Source organism: Nonomuraea guangzhouensis (assembly GCF_019396345.1).
GTDB classification, from domain to species: Bacteria; Actinomycetota; Actinomycetes; order Streptosporangiales; family Streptosporangiaceae; genus Nonomuraea; species Nonomuraea guangzhouensis.
In genome coordinates, this window is sequence record NZ_JAHKRM010000050.1 from 30,927 (window position 1) to 49,103 (window position 18,177).

General features: G+C 70.2%; 19 protein-coding genes. 6 read left to right on the top strand and 13 right to left on the bottom strand.

Annotated features, from left to right (window positions below; all coding sequences use genetic code 11):
• Positions 1-6 precede the first annotated feature (6 nt).
• Together KME78_RS58030 and KME78_RS58035 are read left to right on the top strand one after the other, a co-directional pair.
• Positions 7-615, top strand: coding sequence for a GNAT family N-acetyltransferase (locus tag KME78_RS58030; protein WP_214642962.1), 609 nt, complete (start codon positions 7-9; stop codon positions 613-615).
• 13 nt (positions 616-628) lie between these two features.
• Positions 629-1,504, top strand: coding sequence for a 1,4-dihydroxy-2-naphthoate polyprenyltransferase (locus KME78_RS58035; RefSeq protein ID WP_219538705.1), 876 nt, complete (start codon positions 629-631; stop codon positions 1,502-1,504).
• A 42-nt stretch (positions 1,505-1,546) separates the two neighbouring features.
• Here KME78_RS58035 and KME78_RS58040 read toward each other — a convergent pair whose 3' ends face one another.
• Together KME78_RS58040 and KME78_RS58045 are read right to left on the bottom strand one after the other, a co-directional pair.
• Positions 1,547-1,768, bottom strand: a complete 222-nt coding sequence (locus KME78_RS58040; RefSeq protein WP_219538707.1) for a S1 RNA-binding domain-containing protein — start codon at positions 1,766-1,768, stop codon at positions 1,547-1,549.
• 148 nt (positions 1,769-1,916) lie between these two features.
• Positions 1,917-2,288, bottom strand: a complete 372-nt coding sequence (locus KME78_RS58045; RefSeq protein WP_219538708.1) for a VOC family protein — start codon at positions 2,286-2,288, stop codon at positions 1,917-1,919.
• 101 nt (positions 2,289-2,389) lie between these two features.
• Between KME78_RS58045 and KME78_RS58050 the strand changes: the two genes are divergently transcribed.
• Positions 2,390-2,854, top strand: a complete 465-nt coding sequence (locus KME78_RS58050; RefSeq protein WP_219538710.1) for a MarR family winged helix-turn-helix transcriptional regulator — start codon at positions 2,390-2,392, stop codon at positions 2,852-2,854.
• Positions 2,855-2,860: 6 nt separating this feature from the next.
• Here KME78_RS58050 and KME78_RS58055 read toward each other — a convergent pair whose 3' ends face one another.
• From KME78_RS58055 to KME78_RS58080, 6 genes are all read right to left on the bottom strand, one after another.
• Positions 2,861-3,340, bottom strand: coding sequence for a GNAT family N-acetyltransferase (locus KME78_RS58055; protein ID WP_219538711.1), 480 nt, complete (start codon positions 3,338-3,340; stop codon positions 2,861-2,863).
• A 135-nt stretch (positions 3,341-3,475) separates the two neighbouring features.
• Positions 3,476-4,213 (bottom strand): 4-hydroxy-tetrahydrodipicolinate reductase, encoded by a 738-nt coding sequence (gene dapB, locus KME78_RS58060; protein WP_219538713.1) that lies wholly within the window; start codon positions 4,211-4,213, stop codon positions 3,476-3,478.
• 59 nt (positions 4,214-4,272) lie between these two features.
• Positions 4,273-5,583 carry a M16 family metallopeptidase gene (locus tag KME78_RS58065; protein WP_219538714.1) on the bottom strand — a complete coding sequence of 437 codons (1,311 nt, stop codon included), beginning with the start codon at positions 5,581-5,583 and terminating at the stop codon, positions 4,273-4,275.
• On the bottom strand, positions 5,580-7,916 hold the full coding sequence (locus KME78_RS58070; protein ID WP_219538715.1) for a polyribonucleotide nucleotidyltransferase: 2,337 nt from the start codon (positions 7,914-7,916) through the stop codon (positions 5,580-5,582). Before KME78_RS58070 ends, KME78_RS58065 begins: the two co-directional genes overlap by 4 nt.
• A 274-nt stretch (positions 7,917-8,190) precedes the next feature.
• A complete protein-coding gene (rpsO, locus tag KME78_RS58075) occupies positions 8,191-8,460 on the bottom strand; it encodes a 30S ribosomal protein S15 (RefSeq protein ID WP_214642971.1) in 270 nt (89 codons plus the stop codon).
• A gap of 164 nt (positions 8,461-8,624) precedes the next feature.
• The gene (locus KME78_RS58080; RefSeq protein WP_219538777.1) at positions 8,625-9,554 is read right to left on the bottom strand and encodes a bifunctional riboflavin kinase/FAD synthetase; all 930 of its coding nucleotides are present in this window, start codon (positions 9,552-9,554) and stop codon (positions 8,625-8,627) included.
• Positions 9,555-9,637: 83 nt separating this feature from the next.
• On the opposite strand from KME78_RS58080, the gene KME78_RS58085 reads away from it, so the two are divergent.
• From KME78_RS58085 to KME78_RS58095, 3 genes are all read left to right on the top strand, one after another.
• Complete coding sequence (locus KME78_RS58085; RefSeq protein WP_219538716.1) at positions 9,638-10,654, top strand: TRM11 family SAM-dependent methyltransferase; 1,017 nt, start codon at positions 9,638-9,640, stop codon at positions 10,652-10,654.
• Positions 10,655-10,766: 112 nt separating this feature from the next.
• The gene (locus KME78_RS58090; RefSeq protein WP_219538717.1) at positions 10,767-11,351 is read left to right on the top strand and encodes a polysaccharide lyase family protein; all 585 of its coding nucleotides are present in this window, start codon (positions 10,767-10,769) and stop codon (positions 11,349-11,351) included.
• 5 nt (positions 11,352-11,356) lie between these two features.
• Positions 11,357-12,046, top strand: coding sequence for a fibronectin type III domain-containing protein (locus tag KME78_RS58095; protein ID WP_219538718.1), 690 nt, complete (start codon positions 11,357-11,359; stop codon positions 12,044-12,046).
• On the opposite strand, the gene truB is transcribed toward KME78_RS58095, so the two are convergent.
• The 5 genes from truB to infB form a co-directional block, all read right to left on the bottom strand.
• Positions 12,043-12,915, bottom strand: a complete 873-nt coding sequence (truB, locus tag KME78_RS58100; RefSeq protein ID WP_219538719.1) for a tRNA pseudouridine(55) synthase TruB — start codon at positions 12,913-12,915, stop codon at positions 12,043-12,045. The genes KME78_RS58095 and truB overlap by 4 nt on opposite strands.
• Positions 12,915-14,009 carry a DHH family phosphoesterase gene (locus KME78_RS58105; RefSeq protein WP_308127550.1) on the bottom strand — a complete coding sequence of 365 codons (1,095 nt, stop codon included), beginning with the start codon at positions 14,007-14,009 and terminating at the stop codon, positions 12,915-12,917. The genes truB and KME78_RS58105 overlap by 1 nt, the downstream gene beginning before the upstream one ends.
• Positions 14,010-14,017: 8 nt before the next feature.
• The gene (rbfA, locus tag KME78_RS58110; RefSeq protein WP_219538720.1) at positions 14,018-14,494 is read right to left on the bottom strand and encodes a 30S ribosome-binding factor RbfA; all 477 of its coding nucleotides are present in this window, start codon (positions 14,492-14,494) and stop codon (positions 14,018-14,020) included.
• Between the two features lie 42 nt (positions 14,495-14,536).
• Entirely contained in the window at positions 14,537-14,833 is a 297-nt protein-coding gene (locus KME78_RS58115; RefSeq protein ID WP_219538722.1) for a DUF503 domain-containing protein, read from the bottom strand.
• Positions 14,834-14,954: 121 nt separating this feature from the next.
• Positions 14,955-18,125, bottom strand: a complete 3,171-nt coding sequence (gene infB / locus KME78_RS58120) for a translation initiation factor IF-2 (RefSeq protein ID WP_219538724.1) — start codon at positions 18,123-18,125, stop codon at positions 14,955-14,957.
• Positions 18,126-18,177: the final 52 nt, after the last annotated feature.

Below are 18,177 nucleotides of genomic sequence, written 5' to 3' on the forward strand. Positions count from 1 at the left end.
GCCGAGATGGCAGACGTAGGCGTCCGGGCGGCCCGGCGCGAGGATGTGCTCCAGGTGGCGAATACTCAGATCCGCGCCTGGCGCTACGGCTATCGGGAGTTCCTTCCCGAGGGGCCGCTCGAGCAGATGACGGGGGCCGCGGCGGAGAAGATGTGGCTGCGCCAGTGGGACGAGGCGATCGTCGCCCCGCCCACCCCCATGCATCGGGTGCTGGTGGCGGTGGAGACCATCCTGGACACCGAGGGCTTCCCGGCTCTCGGCGTGGGCGGCAGCGCGGCCCTGGCCACACCGCGCGGCGGTGAGCGGGTGGTGGGCCTGGCCTCGCACGCGCCCGCCGAGGACCCCGACCTCGACCCGACCGTCGCAGCCGAGATGCTGACTCTGCTGGTCGACCCCGATTTCGTCCGGCGTGGGCACGGCAGCCGCCTGCTCAACGCCACCGTCGACCACCTGCGGGAGGACGGCTTCCGGCAGATCGTGACGTGGGTGTTCGCCGACAACTACGCGGTGCTGGGCTTCCTGGAGTCGGCCGGCTGGGGCGAGGACATGGCCGAGCGCGTGCTCGACATGGGGCGTCCCATCCGCATGGTCAGGCTCACCACCGACATCAGCTAGAGGATTCGTCTTTATGGCAACCCCCGGCCAGTGGATCGCCGGCGCACGTCCGCGCACCCTGCCCAACGCCATCGTGCCCGTCATGGTCGGCACCGGCGTGGCGATCGGCGAGAACGGCTTCAACTGGTGGCGCGCGATCGTCGCGCTGCTCGTGGCCCTGTCGCTGCAGATCGGCGTCAACTACGCCAACGACTACAGCGACGGCATCCGCGGCACCGATGACCAGCGGGTCGGTCCGATGCGCCTGGTCGGCTCGCGGGCGGCCACGCCGCAGCAGGTGCTGGCCGCCGCGCTCGGCAGCTTCGCCCTCGCCGCGGTGCTCGGGCTGACCCTGGTGCTCGCCACCCGCGCGTGGTGGATCCTGCTCGTGGGCGCCGCCGCGATCGCCGCCGGCTGGTTCTACACCGGCGGTAAGACTCCGTACGGCTACCGCGCGCTCGGCGAGATATCGGTGTTCACCTTCTTCGGCGTCGTCCCCGTGGTCGGCACCGCGTACGTCCAGACCGAGCACCTGTCCTGGGCGGCGCTGGTGGCGTCGATCCCCGTCGGGCTCCTGTCGTGCTCCATGCTCGTCGTGAACAACCTGCGCGACGTGGGCACCGACGGCCAGGCGGGCAAGCGGACGCTGGCGGTCGTCCTGGGCGCGGCGCGCACCCGCACGCTCTACGCCACCTGCCTGATCGTGCCGTTCGTCATCGCCCTGGCCATGCTCCCGATCGCGCCACTGGCCGCCGCCGCGGTGCTCGCCGCGCCGCTGGCGATCACGCCGGTCAAGACGGTCCTGCATGGCGCCGTCGGCCCCGCGCTGATCGGCGTACTGCAGCAGACCGGCAAACTGCAGCTGGCGTACGGCCTGCTGTTCACGCTCGGCCTGGCGATCACTCTGTGAAGGGCGTGCGGGGACCGATGGGCCCCCGCACGCGCGTCAGCCTCAGCTCGCGGTGAGTCTCAGCCGCTGGTTGTCGTGGTCGATCTCGGCGATCCGTACCGAGACGCTCGACCCGGCCTCTGGTCGCTCCGATCCGACGAGCAGCCCGTGGACGCCGTCGGCGACTTCGACGAAGGCGCCGAACGGGACGACCTTGGCCACGTGCCCGTCGAGCACGTCACCGACAGCGTGCCGCGCGGTGAAGCCTTCCCAAGCATGGGACATGCGATCACCTCCTTTCCTCTGCGATCTCCGCTTGGGGAACGCGAGAGGCGGCGGGCCGCGGGCCCGCTCGGTGATCAAGGCGTGACCGGGCGCCCCGTCTCGTCATGGCACTTGGCCGACCCGGCAGTCACGGTCGCCACCCTACTCGCTAGGGAACGGCCGTGAACAGCTCGTAGCTGTGGCCGTTGGGATCGCGTACGTAGACGCCACGGCCGCCACCGAGGTGGTTGATCTGCCGGTCCCAGCCATGACCAGGGCCGGAGCCGTACGCGATCGACTCGGACTCCCGGAGACGGCCCAGCACCGCGTCGAACGTGTCGTCGTCGACCAGGAACGCGTAGTGGCCCGGCTGGACCTGGTGCCGGTCGTCGAAGTCGAGTGCGAGGTCGTCATTGACCCTGACGGGCACGAACGGGCCGGACGGCGCGGAGACCGGCAGCCCGAGCAGGTCGGCCAGGAACGTGGCGGCGGCGGTCTTGTCGGCCGCCGGGACGATCAGATGGTTGAGGACGATGGACATGTCAACTCCCCTCAAAACAGGCCAAATAGGATCGGCCAGATATGTGCGATATGCACATACTATATATGCATATCGCATCCATCCCGGGGTAGAGTGTGCGCATGAACGCGCATGGCCTTTCCTCTGCTGACGGCGACGGCGGTCCCGCACTGTTCCGACTGGTGCGTTTCTGGTCACGCCGGTGGATCAACAGCGCCTCGGAAGATCAGACCGGGGAGACCCGCCACGTGCAGCACATCCTGGCCGTGGAGGCCGTCGACACGGGCAAGGAAACCACCGAGGAGGCCACCGTCGGCACCGTGGCCCACCAGCTCGGCCTCGACCATTCGGGGGCCAGCCGCATCGTGAAGGACGCCACCAAGGCGGGCTACCTGGTCCGTGCCTCGTCCGAGTACGATCGCCGGCGCGCGTCGCTGCAGCTCACCGCGCATGGCGAGAACCTCCTGGCGGGCTCGCGCCAGTGGCAGCGCCACGCCTTCGACGAGCTCACCGTGGGATGGGACGACCACGACCGCCGGCAGTTCGCCTCCTACCTGAAGCGCCTGGCGGACGAACTCGGCATCTAACCTTCTTCAGCGCGGACAGGCCATGACAACGCGCGGCGCCACCTCGATGCCCAGCTCACGCTCATGCTCGACCAGCGCCCGCAGTTCGAGCCCCCACTCGGCCTCGGGCAGCACGGAGAAGCCGTGCCGCTCGTACCAGGGCGCGTTCCACGGCACGTCCCTGTAGGTCGTCAGCGTCACCGCGGGCGCCCCGCAGGCCGCCGCGTGGTCGCGCACCGCCGCGACGAGCCGCCCCCCGATCCCCTGCCGCATCCGCGACGGGTGTACGGCCAGCTGATCCAGGTGCAGGTTGCCGTCGACCCAGCCGATCAGCGCGAACCCGGCCGGCGGGTCCCCCTCGACCAGCACCACGGCCGGGTCCGTGACCTCTTCGATCATGGTCGTGCCCGGCGGGAAAACGATCCCCACCTGCTCGAACAGCCCGTCCGCCGCCAGCTCCACAGCGACCAGCCCGGGCAGCTCGCCCGGCTCGACCCATCGCGTCATGCCGACACGGTCTCACGTTTGGCCTGGTTCGCGCCTCTGGATATTAATGTGGTGAGCAGACCGGCTGTGCGGAGCCGGGAGCCTCTCCTCACGTCGTGCCCATGACCCGCGTCAGGTTGTGGGCACGATGTGTCTTCAGAGGTCGAGCAGGGGCTGCAGGCCGACGGTCAGGCCGGGCAGCTCGCGGACCCGGCGCACACCGAGCAACACGCCCGGGGTGAACGCCGCGCGGCTCATCGTGTCGTGCCTGATCGTGAGGATCTCGCCGTCGCCGCCCAGCAGCACCTCCTGGTGCGCGATGAGCCCGCTCAGCCGTACGGCGTGGACGCGGACGCCGCCGACGTCGGCGCCGCGCGCTCCGCCGATCTCGGTGGAGGTGGCGTCGGGCATCGCGCCCAGCCCTGCCTTGGCGCGCGCCTCCGCGACCAGCTCAGCGGTGCGGCGGGCGGTGCCGGAGGGCGCGTCGGCCTTGTTGGGGTGGTGCAGCTCGACGATCTCGACGGACTCGAAGTGCTTGGCCGCCTGCTGGGCGAAGTGCATCATGAGCACGGCGGCGATGCCGAAGTTGGGGGCGATCAGGCAGTTGGTCCCGGGGAACTTGGCCAGCCATCCGCGTACGGTCTCGAGCCGCCCGGTGTCGAAGCCGGTGGTGCCGACCACCGGGTGGACACCGTGGGCGATCGCCCACTCAAGGTTGCCCATGACGACGTCGGGATGGGTGAAGTCGACGACCACCTCGGCGCCCTGCAGCCCCTCGATGGCGTCGTCCTTGTCGAGCGCGGCCACCAGCTCCAGATCGGGGGCCGCCTCTACCGCGTTGCACACCTCGAGGCCCACGCGACCGCGCGCGCCCAGCACACCTACCTTAATCACAGGTCAACCCTATACCTGATGACAGTCGCGGGACCTCCGGGGAGGTCCCGCGAGCGTCGTCAGGCGATGGCGCCGGAGAAGTCCTTGTCGCCGTAGGGGCCGATCACGGCGAGCGTGAGCGGCCGGTTCAGGACGTCGGTCGCGACCTCGGCGATCTGGTCCGGGGTGACGGCCTCGATCCTGGCGAGCACCTCGTCCACGGACAGCAGCTCGTCGTAGACCAGCTCGTTCTTCCCGATCCGCGACATGCGCGAACCGGTGTCCTCCAGGCCGAGCACCAGCCCGCCCCGCATCTGCCCCTTGCCGCGCATGATCTCGTCGGCGTCCAGGCCTTCGTCCACGACCCGGACGACCTCGTCGCGGCAGATCTTGAGCACGTCGTCGATCTTCGACGGCAGACAGCCCACGTAGATGCCGAACTGGCCGGTGTCCGCGTAGGCCGAGGTGTAGCTGTAGGCGGAGTAGGCCAGCCCGCGCTTCTCCCTGATCTCCTGGAAGAGCCGCGACGACATGCCGCCGCCGAGCGCCGCGTTGAGCACGCCGAGGGCGAAGCGCCGGTCGTCCGTGCGGGACATGCCGGTCGTACCCAGCACCAGGTTGGCCTGTTCGGTGGGCCGGTCGAGCACCCTGACGCCCGACCGCGTCCGCGCTCCCGGCCCGCTCGTGCGGGGCGGATCGGCCTCCAGCGGGCCGCCCAGCGCGCCCGCCCGCTCGTAGGCGCGGGCGACCAGCTCGACGACCTCCTCGTGCCGGATGTTGCCGGCGACGGAGACGACCGTGCGGCGCGGCCGGTAGTGGTGCTGGTAGTACTCGGCGATCCGGTCGCGGGGGAGCTCGTTGATCGACTCGACGGTGCCGAGGATGGGCCGCCCGATCGGCGAGTCGCCGTAGAGCGCCGCAGCGAACTGCTCGTGCACGACGTCGGACGGGTCGTCGTCGTGCATGGCGATCTCTTCGAGGATCACCCCGCGCTCGGACTCGACGTCGTCGGGGGTGATCAGCGAGCTGGTCACCACGTCGGCGAGCACGTCCACCGCGACCGGCAGGTCCTCGTCGAGCACCCGGGCGTAGTAGCAGGTGTATTCCTTGGCGGTGAAGGCGTTGATCTCACCGCCGATGCCCTCGATGGAGGCCGAGATCTCCATGGTGTCGCGTGTGGGGGTGCCCTTGAAGAGCAGGTGTTCGAGGAAGTGGGTGGCCCCCATGTGCTGGGGGTCCTCGTCACGCGAGCCGATGCCGACCCACATGCCGACCGCGACACTACGCACGGTCGGCATGGTCTCGGTCACCACGCGCAGCCCACCGGGAAGGACGGTGCGCGTCACGACCCCGGCCCCGTCACGGCCGGGGTGCAGCGTGGTGGTTGTCACGAGTTGCGGTCGTCTCCATCGGATCCGTCGGCGCGCGGCGCACGCACACGGGTGCGGGTACGGCGCGGCCGGTCGTCACGCGGCTTGTCGTCCGAAGCCACCTCGGCGGGGCCGGAGTCGGCGGAGGAGTCCGCGTCGCCCTTGGCCTCCTTCTCGGCGGCCTCCTTCTCGATGACCTCGACCGGGACCAGGGACAGCTTGCCCCGGCCGTCGATCTCGGCGATCTCGACCTGGACCTTCTCGCCGACGCTCATGACGTCTTCCACGTTCTCGATGCGCTTGCCGCCGTGCAGCTTGCGGATCTGGGAGACGTGGAGCAGGCCGTCCTTGCCGGGCATCAGCGAGATGAACGCGCCGAAGGCGGCGATCTTCACGACCGTGCCCAGGTAACGCTCGCCGACCTCGGGCATGTGCGGGTTGGCGATGCCGTTGATCACCGTGCGGGCAGCCTCGGCGGACGGGCCGTCGGTGGCGCCGATGTAGATCGTGCCGTCGTCCTCGATGGTGATCTCGGCGCCCGTGTCGTCCTGGATCTGGTTGATCATCTTGCCCTTCGGGCCGATGACCTCGCCGATCTTGTCCACGGGGACCTTGATGGTGATGATGCGCGGCGCGGTCGGGTTCATCTCCGCCGGGGAGTCGATCGCCTCCTGCATCACGTCGAGGATCGCCAGGCGGGCGCCCTTGGCCTGCTTCAGCGCGGCGGCCAGCACGGAGGCGGGGATGCCGTCGAGCTTGGTGTCGAGCTGGAGCGCGGTGATGACGTCCTTGGTGCCGGCGACCTTGAAGTCCATGTCGCCCATGGCGTCCTCGGCGCCGAGGATGTCGGTCAGCGTGACGTACTGGTCACCCTCGCCGATCAGGCCCATCGCGATGCCCGCGACCATCTCGCGCAGCGGCACACCGGCGTCGAGCAGCGCCATCGTGGAGGCGCAGACCGAGCCCATCGAGGTGGAGCCGTTGGAGCTGAGCGCCTCGGAGACCTGGCGGATCGCGTAGGGGAAGTCCTCACGCGAGGGCAGGACCGGGATCAGCGCCCGCTCGGCCAGCGCGCCGTGGCCGATCTCGCGGCGCTTGGGCGAGCCCACGCGGCCGGTCTCACCGGTGGAGTAGGGCGGGAAGTTGTAGTTGTGCATGTAGCGCTTGGTCCGCTCGGGGTTGAGCGTGTCGATGACCTGCTCCATGCGGAGCATGTTGAGGGTGGTGATGCCCAGGATCTGGGTCTCGCCACGCTCGAACAGCGCCGAGCCGTGCACCCGCGGGACCACGTGGACCTCGGCGGACAGCGCGCGGATGTCCTTGGTGCCGCGGCCGTCGATGCGCAGGCCCTCCTTGATGACCCGCTCGCGCATGAGCTTCTTCATCACCGAGCGGAAGGAGGCGGAGATCTCCTTCTCCCGGCCCTCGAACTCGGGGAGCAGCTTCTCGGCGGCCAGCGCCTTGACCTTGTCGAGCTGGGTCTCGCGCTCCTGCTTGCCGGGGATGGTCAGCGCGGCGGCCAGCTCGGCCTTGACCGCGCTCTCCACGGCCGCGTAGACGTCCTCCTGGTAGTCGAGGAAGACGGGGTATTCGGCGGTCTCCTTGGCCGCGACCCGCGCGACCTGCGACTGCGCCTCGCACAGCACCTTGATGAACGGCTTGGCGGACTCCAAGCCCTGCGCGACCGTCTCCTCGTTGGGCGCGACGGCGCCCTCGGCGACCAGCTTGAGCGTGTCCTTGGTGGACTCCGCCTCGACCATCATGATCGCGACGTCGCCGTCGGCGAGCACCCGCCCGGCCACGACCATGTCGAACGTCGCGCGCTCGAGCTCGTGGTGCGTCGGGAAGGCGACCCACTGGCCGTCGATCAGCGCGACGCGGACGCCGCCGATCGGGCCGGAGAACGGCAGCCCGGCGAGCTGGGTGGACAGCGAGGCGGCGTTGATCGCGATCACGTCGTAGAGGTGATCGGGGTTGAGCGCCATGACCGTGGCGACGACCTGGATCTCGTTGCGCAGGCCCTTGACGAACGACGGGCGCAGCGGCCGGTCGATCAGGCGGCAGGTGAGGATGGCGTCCTCGGAGGGACGGCCCTCACGGCGGAAGAACGAGCCGGGGATGCGCCCCGCGGCGTACATGCGCTCCTCGACGTCCACCGTCAGCGGGAAGAAGTCGAGGTTTTCCTTGGGCGACTTCGAGGCGGTGGTCGCGGACAGGACCATCGTCTCATTGTCGAGGTAGGCGACGGCGGAGCCGGCCGCCTGGCGCGCGAGACGACCGGTCTCGAACCGGATCGTGCGCGTGCCGAAAGAACCGTTGTCTATGACGGCTTCAGCGGTGTGGACACCCTCCACGGGGGACCTCCTTGGTCAGTCAGTCTCCCGCGCCCTCTTTCTCACCGGCACCCTCGTTAGGTGCAGCGCCGGTCTTCGATCGAAGCGCCCGGTCAGATCTGTCGCTGTTACCGGAAGCCACTACCGAGGACCGGCCCGCATGCGTCGCGGGTCGCTTGGTGCTTGTGCGGACGCGGGGGGCTCTAAGTGTGTCTTGGATATTCAGTTGTCCGGCGCTCGACGCGCCGGTCTCACAACGGAGAAGGGAGCGACGCGAACGCCGCTCCCTCTCACTCTATCGGCGCAGGCCGAGCCGCTCGATGAGCGCACGGTAACGCGCGATGTCGACCTTCTGCAGGTACTTCAGCAGGCGGCGCCGGCGCCCGACGAGCAGGAGCAGGCCACGACGGCTGTGGTGGTCGTGCTTGTGCGTCTTCAGGTGCTCGGTCAGCTCGCTGATGCGCTTGCTGAGCAGCGCGATCTGCACCTCGGGCGACCCGGTGTCACCGTCGGCCGTCGCGTACTCGGCGATGATGGTCTTCTTGGCAGCGGTGTCGAGGGACACGGCTCTCCTTTGAGCTACGGGCACGCGCGGATGGATAACTGATGCGAACGACCGTGCGTGCCTACAGTCGCCGCGGCGAAGGCCGTCAGAGCAGCGCGCAGCGCCGCCGTCACTGGACCGACATGCAAGGTTACCACCGCGGTCAAGCTCCGCGTCATCAATCCTCAGCCCGAGGTCAGCCGCCGGGCCTGGTCGACGTCTGCGTGGATCTGCGCGATGAGCTCCTCGATCGAGTCGAATCGGGTGTTTCCCCGCAGTCTCGCGCAAAAGTCTACCGCCACGTGTACGCCGTACAGCTCCAGGTCGTCGCGGTCCAGCGCGTACGCCTCGACCGTGCGCGGGACGCCCTCGAAGGTGGGGTTGGTGCCGACGGAGATGGCGGCGGGCCAGCGCTCGCCCTTGTAGACGGTGGGCAGGTTGGCGACGGGCACGCACTCCAGCCAGCCCGCGTAGACGCCGTCGGCGGGGATGGCCGTGTGGGGCTGCGTCTCGACGTTCGCGGTGGGGAAGCCGAGCTGGCGTCCGCGCTGGTAGCCGCGTACGACCACGCCCTCCACCCGGTGCGGGCGGCCCAGGTCCGCCGTGGCGCCCTCGACGTCGCCGGCCACCAGCCGCTCGCGGATCTCGGTGGAGGAGACCCCGTCGCGCAGCGGGACCACCTCGACGGTGAAATCGTACTTCTCGCCGAGCGCGGCCAGGGTCTCGGTGTCGCCCGCCGCACGGTGGCCGAAGGTGAAGTTCGCCCCCACCACGACCACGGCGGCCCGCAGCCGGTCGGCGAGCATCGACTGGGCGAACTCTCCGGGGCTCATCCTGGACAGCTCCAGCGTGAACTCCTCGACGCACACGTCATCAACGCCCAGCCCGGCCAGCAGCTCCGACCTGCGCCTCGGCGTGCTCAGCCGGGCCGGGTGGGAGCCCGGCCGGACGACCTCGGCGGGATGCGGCTCGAAGACGACCGCGACGCTGCGGAGACCGCGCTCCCGGGCGGCGGCCACGGCACGCTCGACCACCCGCTGGTGCCCGCGATGCACGCCGTCGAACACGCCGATCGTGACGGCGGACCTTTCCGAACCCTGCACGCCCGGCCCCATTCGCTTGTGGCGGATCAATCCCCCACCAGCCTGCCATGCGGCGCCGCGCCGGCTCCAATCGAGGGGGTACGATCGGCCGCACCATGCCTCGATACGCACTTCTGATCCTGCCTGCTTTCAACCGGGTCTACGGCGAGAGCTCGGTCCGCCTGACCCTCGCCGAGCTGGCCGTCTTCGGCCGACGAGCCCTGCGGAGCGAGGTGTCGGCCATCGAGGAGCGGGTGATCGGCGGCCTGCCCTACGTGAGCTTCGAGACGGCCGCGCCGCTCGCCGACGGCGACGTCGCGCTGCTGTCCAACCTCTCGTCGGTCTACGCGCTCTACGGGATCGAGGGCGAGCTGCTGCGGCCGCTCACCATGGCGCCGCTCGACCGGCTCAGCAGCGATCTGATCACGATCCAGAAGTACGCCGGCAAGACCAACGAGCACTTCACCAAGCTGCTGCTGAACGTCACGGTGCTGGCCGGCGATCGGCGGCTGGACGAGCGGCTGTCGGTGTTCGACCCGCTGTGCGGCCGCGGCACCACACTCAACCAGGCCCTCATGTACGGATATGACGCCTATGGGGTCGATGTCGACAGCAAGGACTTCGAGGCGTACTCCGGCTTCCTCAAGACCTGGCTGAAGAACAAGCGGTTCAAGCACACGGCCGAGACCGTCCCCGTACGCCGTGAGCGGGCACTGGTCGGCCGGCGACTGAACATCGCCTTCAGCCCGTCGAAGGAGGCGTTCAAGTCCGGCGACACGCAGCGCGTCGCCGTGGTCAACGCCGACACCCTGCGCAGCCGCGAGTTCTTCAAGCCGCACTCCTTCGACGTCGTGGTGACCGACACCCCCTACGGCGTGCAGCACGGCAGCAGGGGCGGCGGCGGGCTGTCGCGCAGCCCGCTGGAGCTGATCAGGAAGGCCGCGCCCGTCTGGGCGGAGCTGCTGCGGCCCGGCGGCGCCATCGGCATCTCGTGGAACACCTATGGCGGCACCCGCGACGAACTCGCCGAGATCCTCACGAAGACGGGGCTCGACGTGGTCGATCTGCCCGACTTCGAGCACTGGGTCGACCAGGCGATCGTCCGCGACATCATGGTGGCCCGCAAGCCATAAGAGGTCGGATCTCTCCTCGCTTCCGACAGCTCACGTCACCGGTCTTGACGCGTGAGTGTGGTAAGTGATCCTATGAATCCTGATAGGAAAGTTTCCTAATCAGGAGGAATCCATGCGATTACTCACCACGAGCGCGCTAGCCATCGGATTACTCGTCCCCGCCCTGCCCGCCTCGGCCGACCCCGTGGAGTCCGGACCTTGGACCTCATACGAGCCGACGTTCACCGTCCAGGAGCGGGGTTGCGGTGACGTCAGCGACCTGACCTTCAAGCTGAACTGCTCCACCGGCAGCGGCGACCAGCGAGCCGAGCGCCGCTACGCCACCTACTCCAGCGGCACCCGCCAGTTCGAGGGCTACTTCAAGATCACCAGTCTCGAAGGGACCCGGATCAGCCTGAAGCAGACGTTCAAGACGACGGGCCCGTTCTTCATGCTCGCCGTCGAACGCGGCGGCCGGCTCTACTCCGTGCACGGCGGCGACACGATCGCCACCGGCGCCACGATCGGCACGACGGTCCGCGTCAACACCGTTCACGTGGTCGGCAGCACCCATCGGACCTACATCAACGGGTCGCTGAAGCACACCGTGTCGAGTGAGAGCGGCAGCTTCTACGACAAGTTCGGCGCCTACCGGACCGGGAGCGGCAAGGGTCCCGCCACGGTCGAGTGGAGCGGCATCCAGTTCTGGCGCAAGTAGCGACGATGAGAGCAGCTCTGGCGGCGTTGCTCCTAACGACGGCGCTCCTGCTCGCGGCCGCCTGCGCGACTCCCCGGCAGGCGCCGGTCCAGCTGACGGCCACGCTCGTGTCGCCGACCGACATCACGCTGCGCTGGCAGGGCCGCGATCCGGACGCCTCCGGGCAGGTCATCGAGTTCGCCACCGAGCCAGGGGGTCCGTACACGATCCTGGGGTTCCTGCCGCCGGAGCAGAGCACGTACACCCATCCTGATCTGATCCCGCGCACGCCGTTCTACTACCGGGTGCGGCCCTACTACGGGCAGGCCTCCGCCCCGGTCGATGTGGCGCTGGGCGGCGGGCCGTACGCCAAGCCGGAATCCGGCTGGTCGGAGCCGCGGACGATCCCCGGCGGCCCGAAAGGGGCGCGGCCGGTCAGGAGCGAGGGAGCGGCGCCGTCGGACCTGACGGCCACCGTCATGCAGGCCGACGGCGTCGCGTTCCGGTGGACCGACCGGACCGCCGACGAGGAGGGCTTCCTGCTGGAGGACCGGCCGTCGGGCCGGCCGGACTTCCGGGTGGTCGCCGCCCTCGATCCGGACGTCAACGCCTTCGGCCTGATCACGTTGCCCGAGGAGAGCCGCGCGTCCTACCGGGTGCGCGCCTTCCGCTACGGGGCGTCGTCGAACATCGTCCACCAGACGACCAAGGGCTAGGAGATGAACACGGCCAGCGGCTTGGCTATGCGGCCCTGCTCCTCCACCAGCGCGAGCAGCTCGCCCTCCGGCCCGAACACCCCGATCGGGCCCTTGCCGAGCCCCGCCGCGGGCAACCGCCCGCCGTGGCTGACGACCCTGGCCTCCTCGGCGGTGAGGTCCCAGCGCGGGAACGCCGCGGACACGGCTTCCCCGATGGGCAGGATCACGCACTCCTCGGTCAGCCCCTCGATGGTCCTGGCCCGCGACAGGTCGTACGGGCCGACCCGGGTGCGGCGCAGCGCCGTCAGGTGACCGCCGACGCCGAGCCCGGCGCCCAGGTCGCGGGCCAGCGCGCGGATGTAGGTGCCGCTGGAGCAGGTCACCACGGCGTCGATGTCCATGACGTCGTCGTGCGCCCTGATGTCCAGCACCGAGAACTCCCGCACGGTGACGGGCCGCGCGGCCAGCTCGACGTCCTCGCCCGCACGGGCCAGCTTGTACGCCCGCTGCCCATCGACCTTGATCGCGCTGACCTGCGGCGGGACCTGCATGATCTCGCCGGTGAGCGCGTCGACGCCCTTCTGGACCGCGGCGGGGTCGACGTCGGCCGCCGGGGCCGTCGAGATGACCTGACCCTCGGCGTCATCGGTGTTGGTGGTCACGCCGAGCCGGATCGTGGCCTCGTAGACCTTCTCGGTCAGCGCCAGGTGGCCGAGCAGCCGGGTCGCCTTCTCCACGCCGACCACGAGCACCCCCGTCGCCATCGGGTCGAGCGTGCCCGCGTGGCCCACCCGCCGGGTGCCGGCCAGCCGCCGCAGCTTGGCCACCACGTCGTGGGACGTCCACTCGGCGGGCTTGTCCACAATGATCAAGCCGCTCTCGGCCATCAAGCCTCTCCGTCCGCGTTCGCCAGCAGCGCGCGGAACGCCGCCATGGTGTCCTCGACACTGCCGTGCGAGGTGAATCCGGCCGCGTTGTGATGGCCACCACCGCCCAGCTCGGCGCAGATCGAGCCGACGTCGACCGCGCCCTTGGAGCGGGTCGACACCTGCCAGGCGCCGTGGTCGTCCTCCTTGAGCACCGCCGCCACCTCGGCCTCGTCAGTGCGCCGCACGATGTCGATGAGACCCTCCAGTTCCGTGTACGGCAGCCCGTACGCGGCCCGGTCTACCCGGGGGACGTACGTCCACACCAGGTGGTCCTCCAGCGACACCCGGTCGAGCGCGGCGGCGAGCACCTTGAGGTAGCCGAACGGGGAGCGGTCCCACAGCTCGCGGGCGATCTCGTCGGTGTGCAGCCCGGTGGCGACCAGCCGGGCGGCCATCTGGTGCACTTCGGGCGTGGTCGAGGAGTAGCGGAACGAACCGGTGTCGGTCACCAGCCCGGCGTACAGGCAGGTGGCGATGTCACGGTCCAGGCTGCCGCCGAGGCGGTAGATCAGCTGCTCGGCCAGCACGGCCGTGGCGGCCACGTGCGGGTCGATGAGGCTGAGGGTGCCGAAGCCGGTGTTGGACAGGTGGTGGTCGATCACGATGACCTCGTGGGCCTTGGCCGTGTTGGCGCCCAGCAGGCCCAGCCGATCGGGTGTCGAGGAGTCGAACGTGATCATCAGCTCCGGCTCCGCCGGGACGTCGGCCGGCGGAACCAGCAGATCCTGGCCGGGCAGGAAGCGCAGCAGGCGCGGCACGGCGAAGTGCCGGTCACCAAAAGAGGCGATGACCCGCTTGCCCAGGGCGCGCAGCACGGAACCGGTGGCCAGCATCGAGCCGAGGGCGTCACCGTCCGGCGACACGTGGCAGGCCAGCGCGATCTCGTCGGCCTTGCCGATCAGGTCCAGCGCGCGCCGCCAGGCGGCCTCGGGGATCACCGAGCCGGACGGCGGCAGCGTGCCCTCCGGGCCGGTGGGCGGCAGGGCCGGGCTGAGGCCCTGCCCCACCGCGCCCGGATCCACACGGGACGGGCGGCCGGTTCTGTCACGCACGTCGGGCGTCACGTCGCTGGCTGCCCGTCCTCGTCAGGCTTGCCGCTGAGGTCCGGCTCGTCGTCCTCCTCCGGCTTGCGGTAGGGGTCCGGGTCGCCGGCATAGGCCGCGCCCTCGGCCTTGCGGGCCACCTCGGCGTCCCTCGCCTTGGCCGCGTTGATCAGATCGTCGAGCTGGCGCGCGCTGTCGGGCAGCGGGTCGTGCTTGAACTCCAGCAACGGCGTGAAGCGGACACCGGTCTGCCGGCCCACCTCGGAGCGGATGATGCCTCTGGCGCTCTCGAGGGCGGCCGCGGTGTCGGCCCGCTCGGCGTCGGAGCCGAACACCGTGTAGAAAACCGTGGCCTCACGCAGGTCCGCGGTGATGCGCGTGTCGGTCACGGTGACGAAGCCCAGGCGCGGGTCCTTGATCCGGCGCTCCAGCATCTCGGCGACGATCTGCTGGATGCGGTCGGCGAGCTTGCGCGCTCGTGCTGCATCCACCATGTTCGCTCCCCCTCACGCACGACCCGGAGGTCGTGCAGTCGTTCAGTCTTCGTCGTTGTAAAGCCGATGTCTGGCCGACAGCAACTCGATCTCGGGGCGGAAGGCCACCAGACGCTCGCAAGCATCCAATACCTCTTTGCAGTTGCCCGCCGACGCCGAGACTACGGCGATGCCGACCTCTGCTCTGCGGTGCAGGTCGAGATGGCCGGTCTCGGCCACCGCGACGCCGGGAAAGCGTCTGTGCAACTCGGCGACCAGGGGTCGCACGACGGAACGCTTCTGCTTCAGCGAATGTACGTCACCGAGCAGGATGTCCAGGGTCAGAGCACCCACATACATCGTTGGTAACCACCGCTTTGTCCTGGTGTGTGAAGCGCACCCCGGCCCTGCTGCGGTGGAGAGCAGGCCCAGGCGTGCGAGAGGCGCCCGGCGGATGGTCCGCCGGGCGCCCGGCCGCGTGTTATGCGCGCGGCTTCTCCCGCATCTCGAACGTCTCGATGACGTCGTCGATCCGGATGTCGTTGTAGCCGACCCCGATACCGCACTCGAAGCCCTCACGGACCTCGGTCGCGTCGTCCTTGAAGCGACGCAGCGACGAGACGGTCAGGTTGTCGGCGATGACAACGCCATCGCGGATGATCCGGGCCTTGCTGTTGCGCACGATCGTCCCGGAGCGGACCAGCGAACCGGCGACGTTGCCGATCTTCGGCACCTTGAAGACCTCGCGGACTTCGGCGGTGCCCATCTGGACCTCTTCGAACTCGGGCTTGAGCATGCCCTTGAGCGCCGCTTCGATCTCCTCGATCGCCTGGTAGATGACCGAGTAGTAGCGGATGTCGACGCCCTCGCGCTCGGCCAGGTCGCGCGCCCGGGGCTCAGGCCGGACGTTGAAGCCGATGATGACCGCGTTGTCGTCGGCGACGGCCAGGTTGACGTCGTACTCGGTGATCGCACCGACGGCGCGGTGCAGGACACGGAGCCTGACCTCGTCGCCGACATCGATCTTGAGCAGGGCGTCTTCCAGGGCCTCCACCGAACCGGACACGTCACCCTTGATGATGAGCTTGAGCTCGTCGACGCGGCCCTTCTCGAGGTTGCTGAACAGCTCCTCGAGGGTCAGGCGGCGGCTCGACTTCGCCATGTCGGCGCTGCGCTTGCGCGCCGCGCGCTGCTGGGCGATCTGGCGGGCCATCCGGTCGTCGGTGACGACGATGAAGTTGTCACCCGCGCCCGGCACGGCCGTCAGACCCATCACCAGGACCGGACGGGACGGCGTGGCCTCTTCGACCAGGTCGCCGTTGTCGTCGAGCATCGCCCGGACGCGGCCGTAGGCCTCGCCACAGACGATCGAGTCGCCGACGCGCAGCGTGCCGCGCTGGACCAGGACGGTCGCGGTCGGGCCGCGGCCCTTGTCGAGGTGCGCCTCGATCGCGATGCCCTGAGCGTCCATCGCCGGGTTGGCGCGCAGGTCGAGCTCGGCGTCCGCGGTGAGCAGGATGGCCTCGAGCAGCTGCTCGATGCCGGTCCCGTTCTTGGCGGAGATGTCGACGAACAGCGTCGAGCCACCGAACTCCTCCGCCACCAGGCCGTACTCGGTGAGCTGGGCACGGACCTTGTTGGGGTCGGCGCCCTCCTTGTCGACCTTGTTGACCGCGACCACGATCGGCACGTCGGCCGCCTGGGCGTGGTTGAGAGCCTCGATCGTCTGCGGCTTCACACCGTCGTCGGCCGCGACCACCAGCACCGCGATGTCGGTCGCCTTGGCACCACGGGCACGCATGGCGGTGAACGCCTCGTGCCCCGGGGTGTCGATGAAGGTGACCTTGCGCTCTTCGCCCTCGTGCTCGGTGGAGACCTGGTAAGCGCCGATGTGCTGGGTGATGCCACCCGCCTCGCGCGCCACCACGTTGGTCTTGCGGATGGCGTCGAGCAGCTTGGTCTTACCGTGGTCGACGTGACCCATGACGGTCACGACCGGCGGACGCGCGGCCAGGTCGGCCTCGTCGCCCTCGTCCTCGCCGAACTCGATGTCGAAGGCCTCGAGAAGCTCGCGGTCCTCCTCCTCCGGGCTGACGACCTGGATGTTGTAGTCGAGCTCGGAGCCGAGCAGCTGCAGCGTCTCCTCGTTGACCGACTGCGTGGCCGTCACCATCTCGCCGAGGTGCAGCATGATCTGCACCAGCGCGGCGGGGTTGGCACCGATCCGGTCGGCGAAGTCGGACAGCGACGCACCGCGCGGAAGGCGGATCGTCGCGCCGTTGCCACGAGCGACCTGCACGCCACCGATCGCCGGGGCCGACATGTTGTCGAACTCCTGGCGCCTCTGGCGCTTGGACTTGCGGCCACGCGTCGGACGGCCACCGGGGCGACCGAAGGCGCCCGCCGTGCCGCCACCGCGGCCACGACCGCCGCCACCGGGACGACCGGCGAAACCGCCGCCGCCACCGGGACCACCGGTGCTCGTGCCCGGACGACCGGCGCCACCGCCGCCACCGGGACGACCGGCGAAACCGCCACCGCCACCGGGACGACCGCCGCCGCCACCGCCGCCAGGACGGCCACCGCCGCCACCGCCGCCAGGACGACCGCCACCGCCGCCGCCACCGGGACGGCCACCGCCGCCGCCACCACCGGGACCGGCGGGACGACCCTGCGGCATCATCATCGGGTTGGGACGCGGACCGCCGGGGCGGGGACCGCCCGCACCGGGACCGGGACGCGGACCTGCCGCACCGGGCGGACCAGGACGCGGGCCACCGGGACGGGGACCGCCCTCGCCGCCACCACGCCCCTGCGGGGGACGCGGGCTCGCGCCGTCGCGCGGCGGACCGTCACGACGCTCGCGCTGCCCGGGACCGCTGGGGGCACCATCACGGTTGCCACCGGGACGCGGCGGCCGGGACTGGCCCATGCCGCTGGCGTTGGAGGAGAACGGGTTGTTGCCCGGACGCGGGCCGCGCGGACCCGGCTTGGGACCGCCGGGACCCGGACGGGGACCGCCGCCGGACGGGGCACCACCGGTGCGCGGAGCCGCCGGACCGCCGCCACCGGAGGGCGCGCCGGAACGCGCCGCGGGGCCGGGCTTGGGACCCGGACGGGCGGCGGGACCGGGACGCGGGCCCGGAGCGGGGGCGCCCGGAGCGGGCGCGGGACGGGTGCCGCTGTCGAAACGCGCCTGCGGGGCGCCGGAGGTGTCGCCACGCTCGGCCTCAGGCTGCGGCTGGTGCGGCATCGGCACCGGCGGGCGCGGCTGACCACTGACCGTGGGAGCCGGCGCGGGCGCCGGAGTCGGGGCCGGAGCCGCGGGACCCGGACGGGGACCGGGCCTGGGACCCGGACCAGGACGCGGAGCTGATGTTGGGGTCGGCGCCTCCGCGACGCCGTTACCGGCCTGGCTGTCCGCCGGCCGGGGAGCAGCCCTTGGCGGCTGCGGCTTGGACGACGAACCGCCGCCCCTAGAGGACCCACCCTTGGATGCGCCCAAAGCTTCGGTGAGCCTGCGGACCACCGGCGCCTCGATGGTGGAGGACGCCGAACGGACGAACTCCCCCATCTCCTGGAGCTTGGCCATGACGACCTTGCTCTCTACGCCGAACTCCTTAGCGAGCTCGTATACCCGGACCTTCGCCACTGCACTCCCTTACTCGGCCCGGGAGGCTGGCTGTGCCGTCCGGACCGTCGCT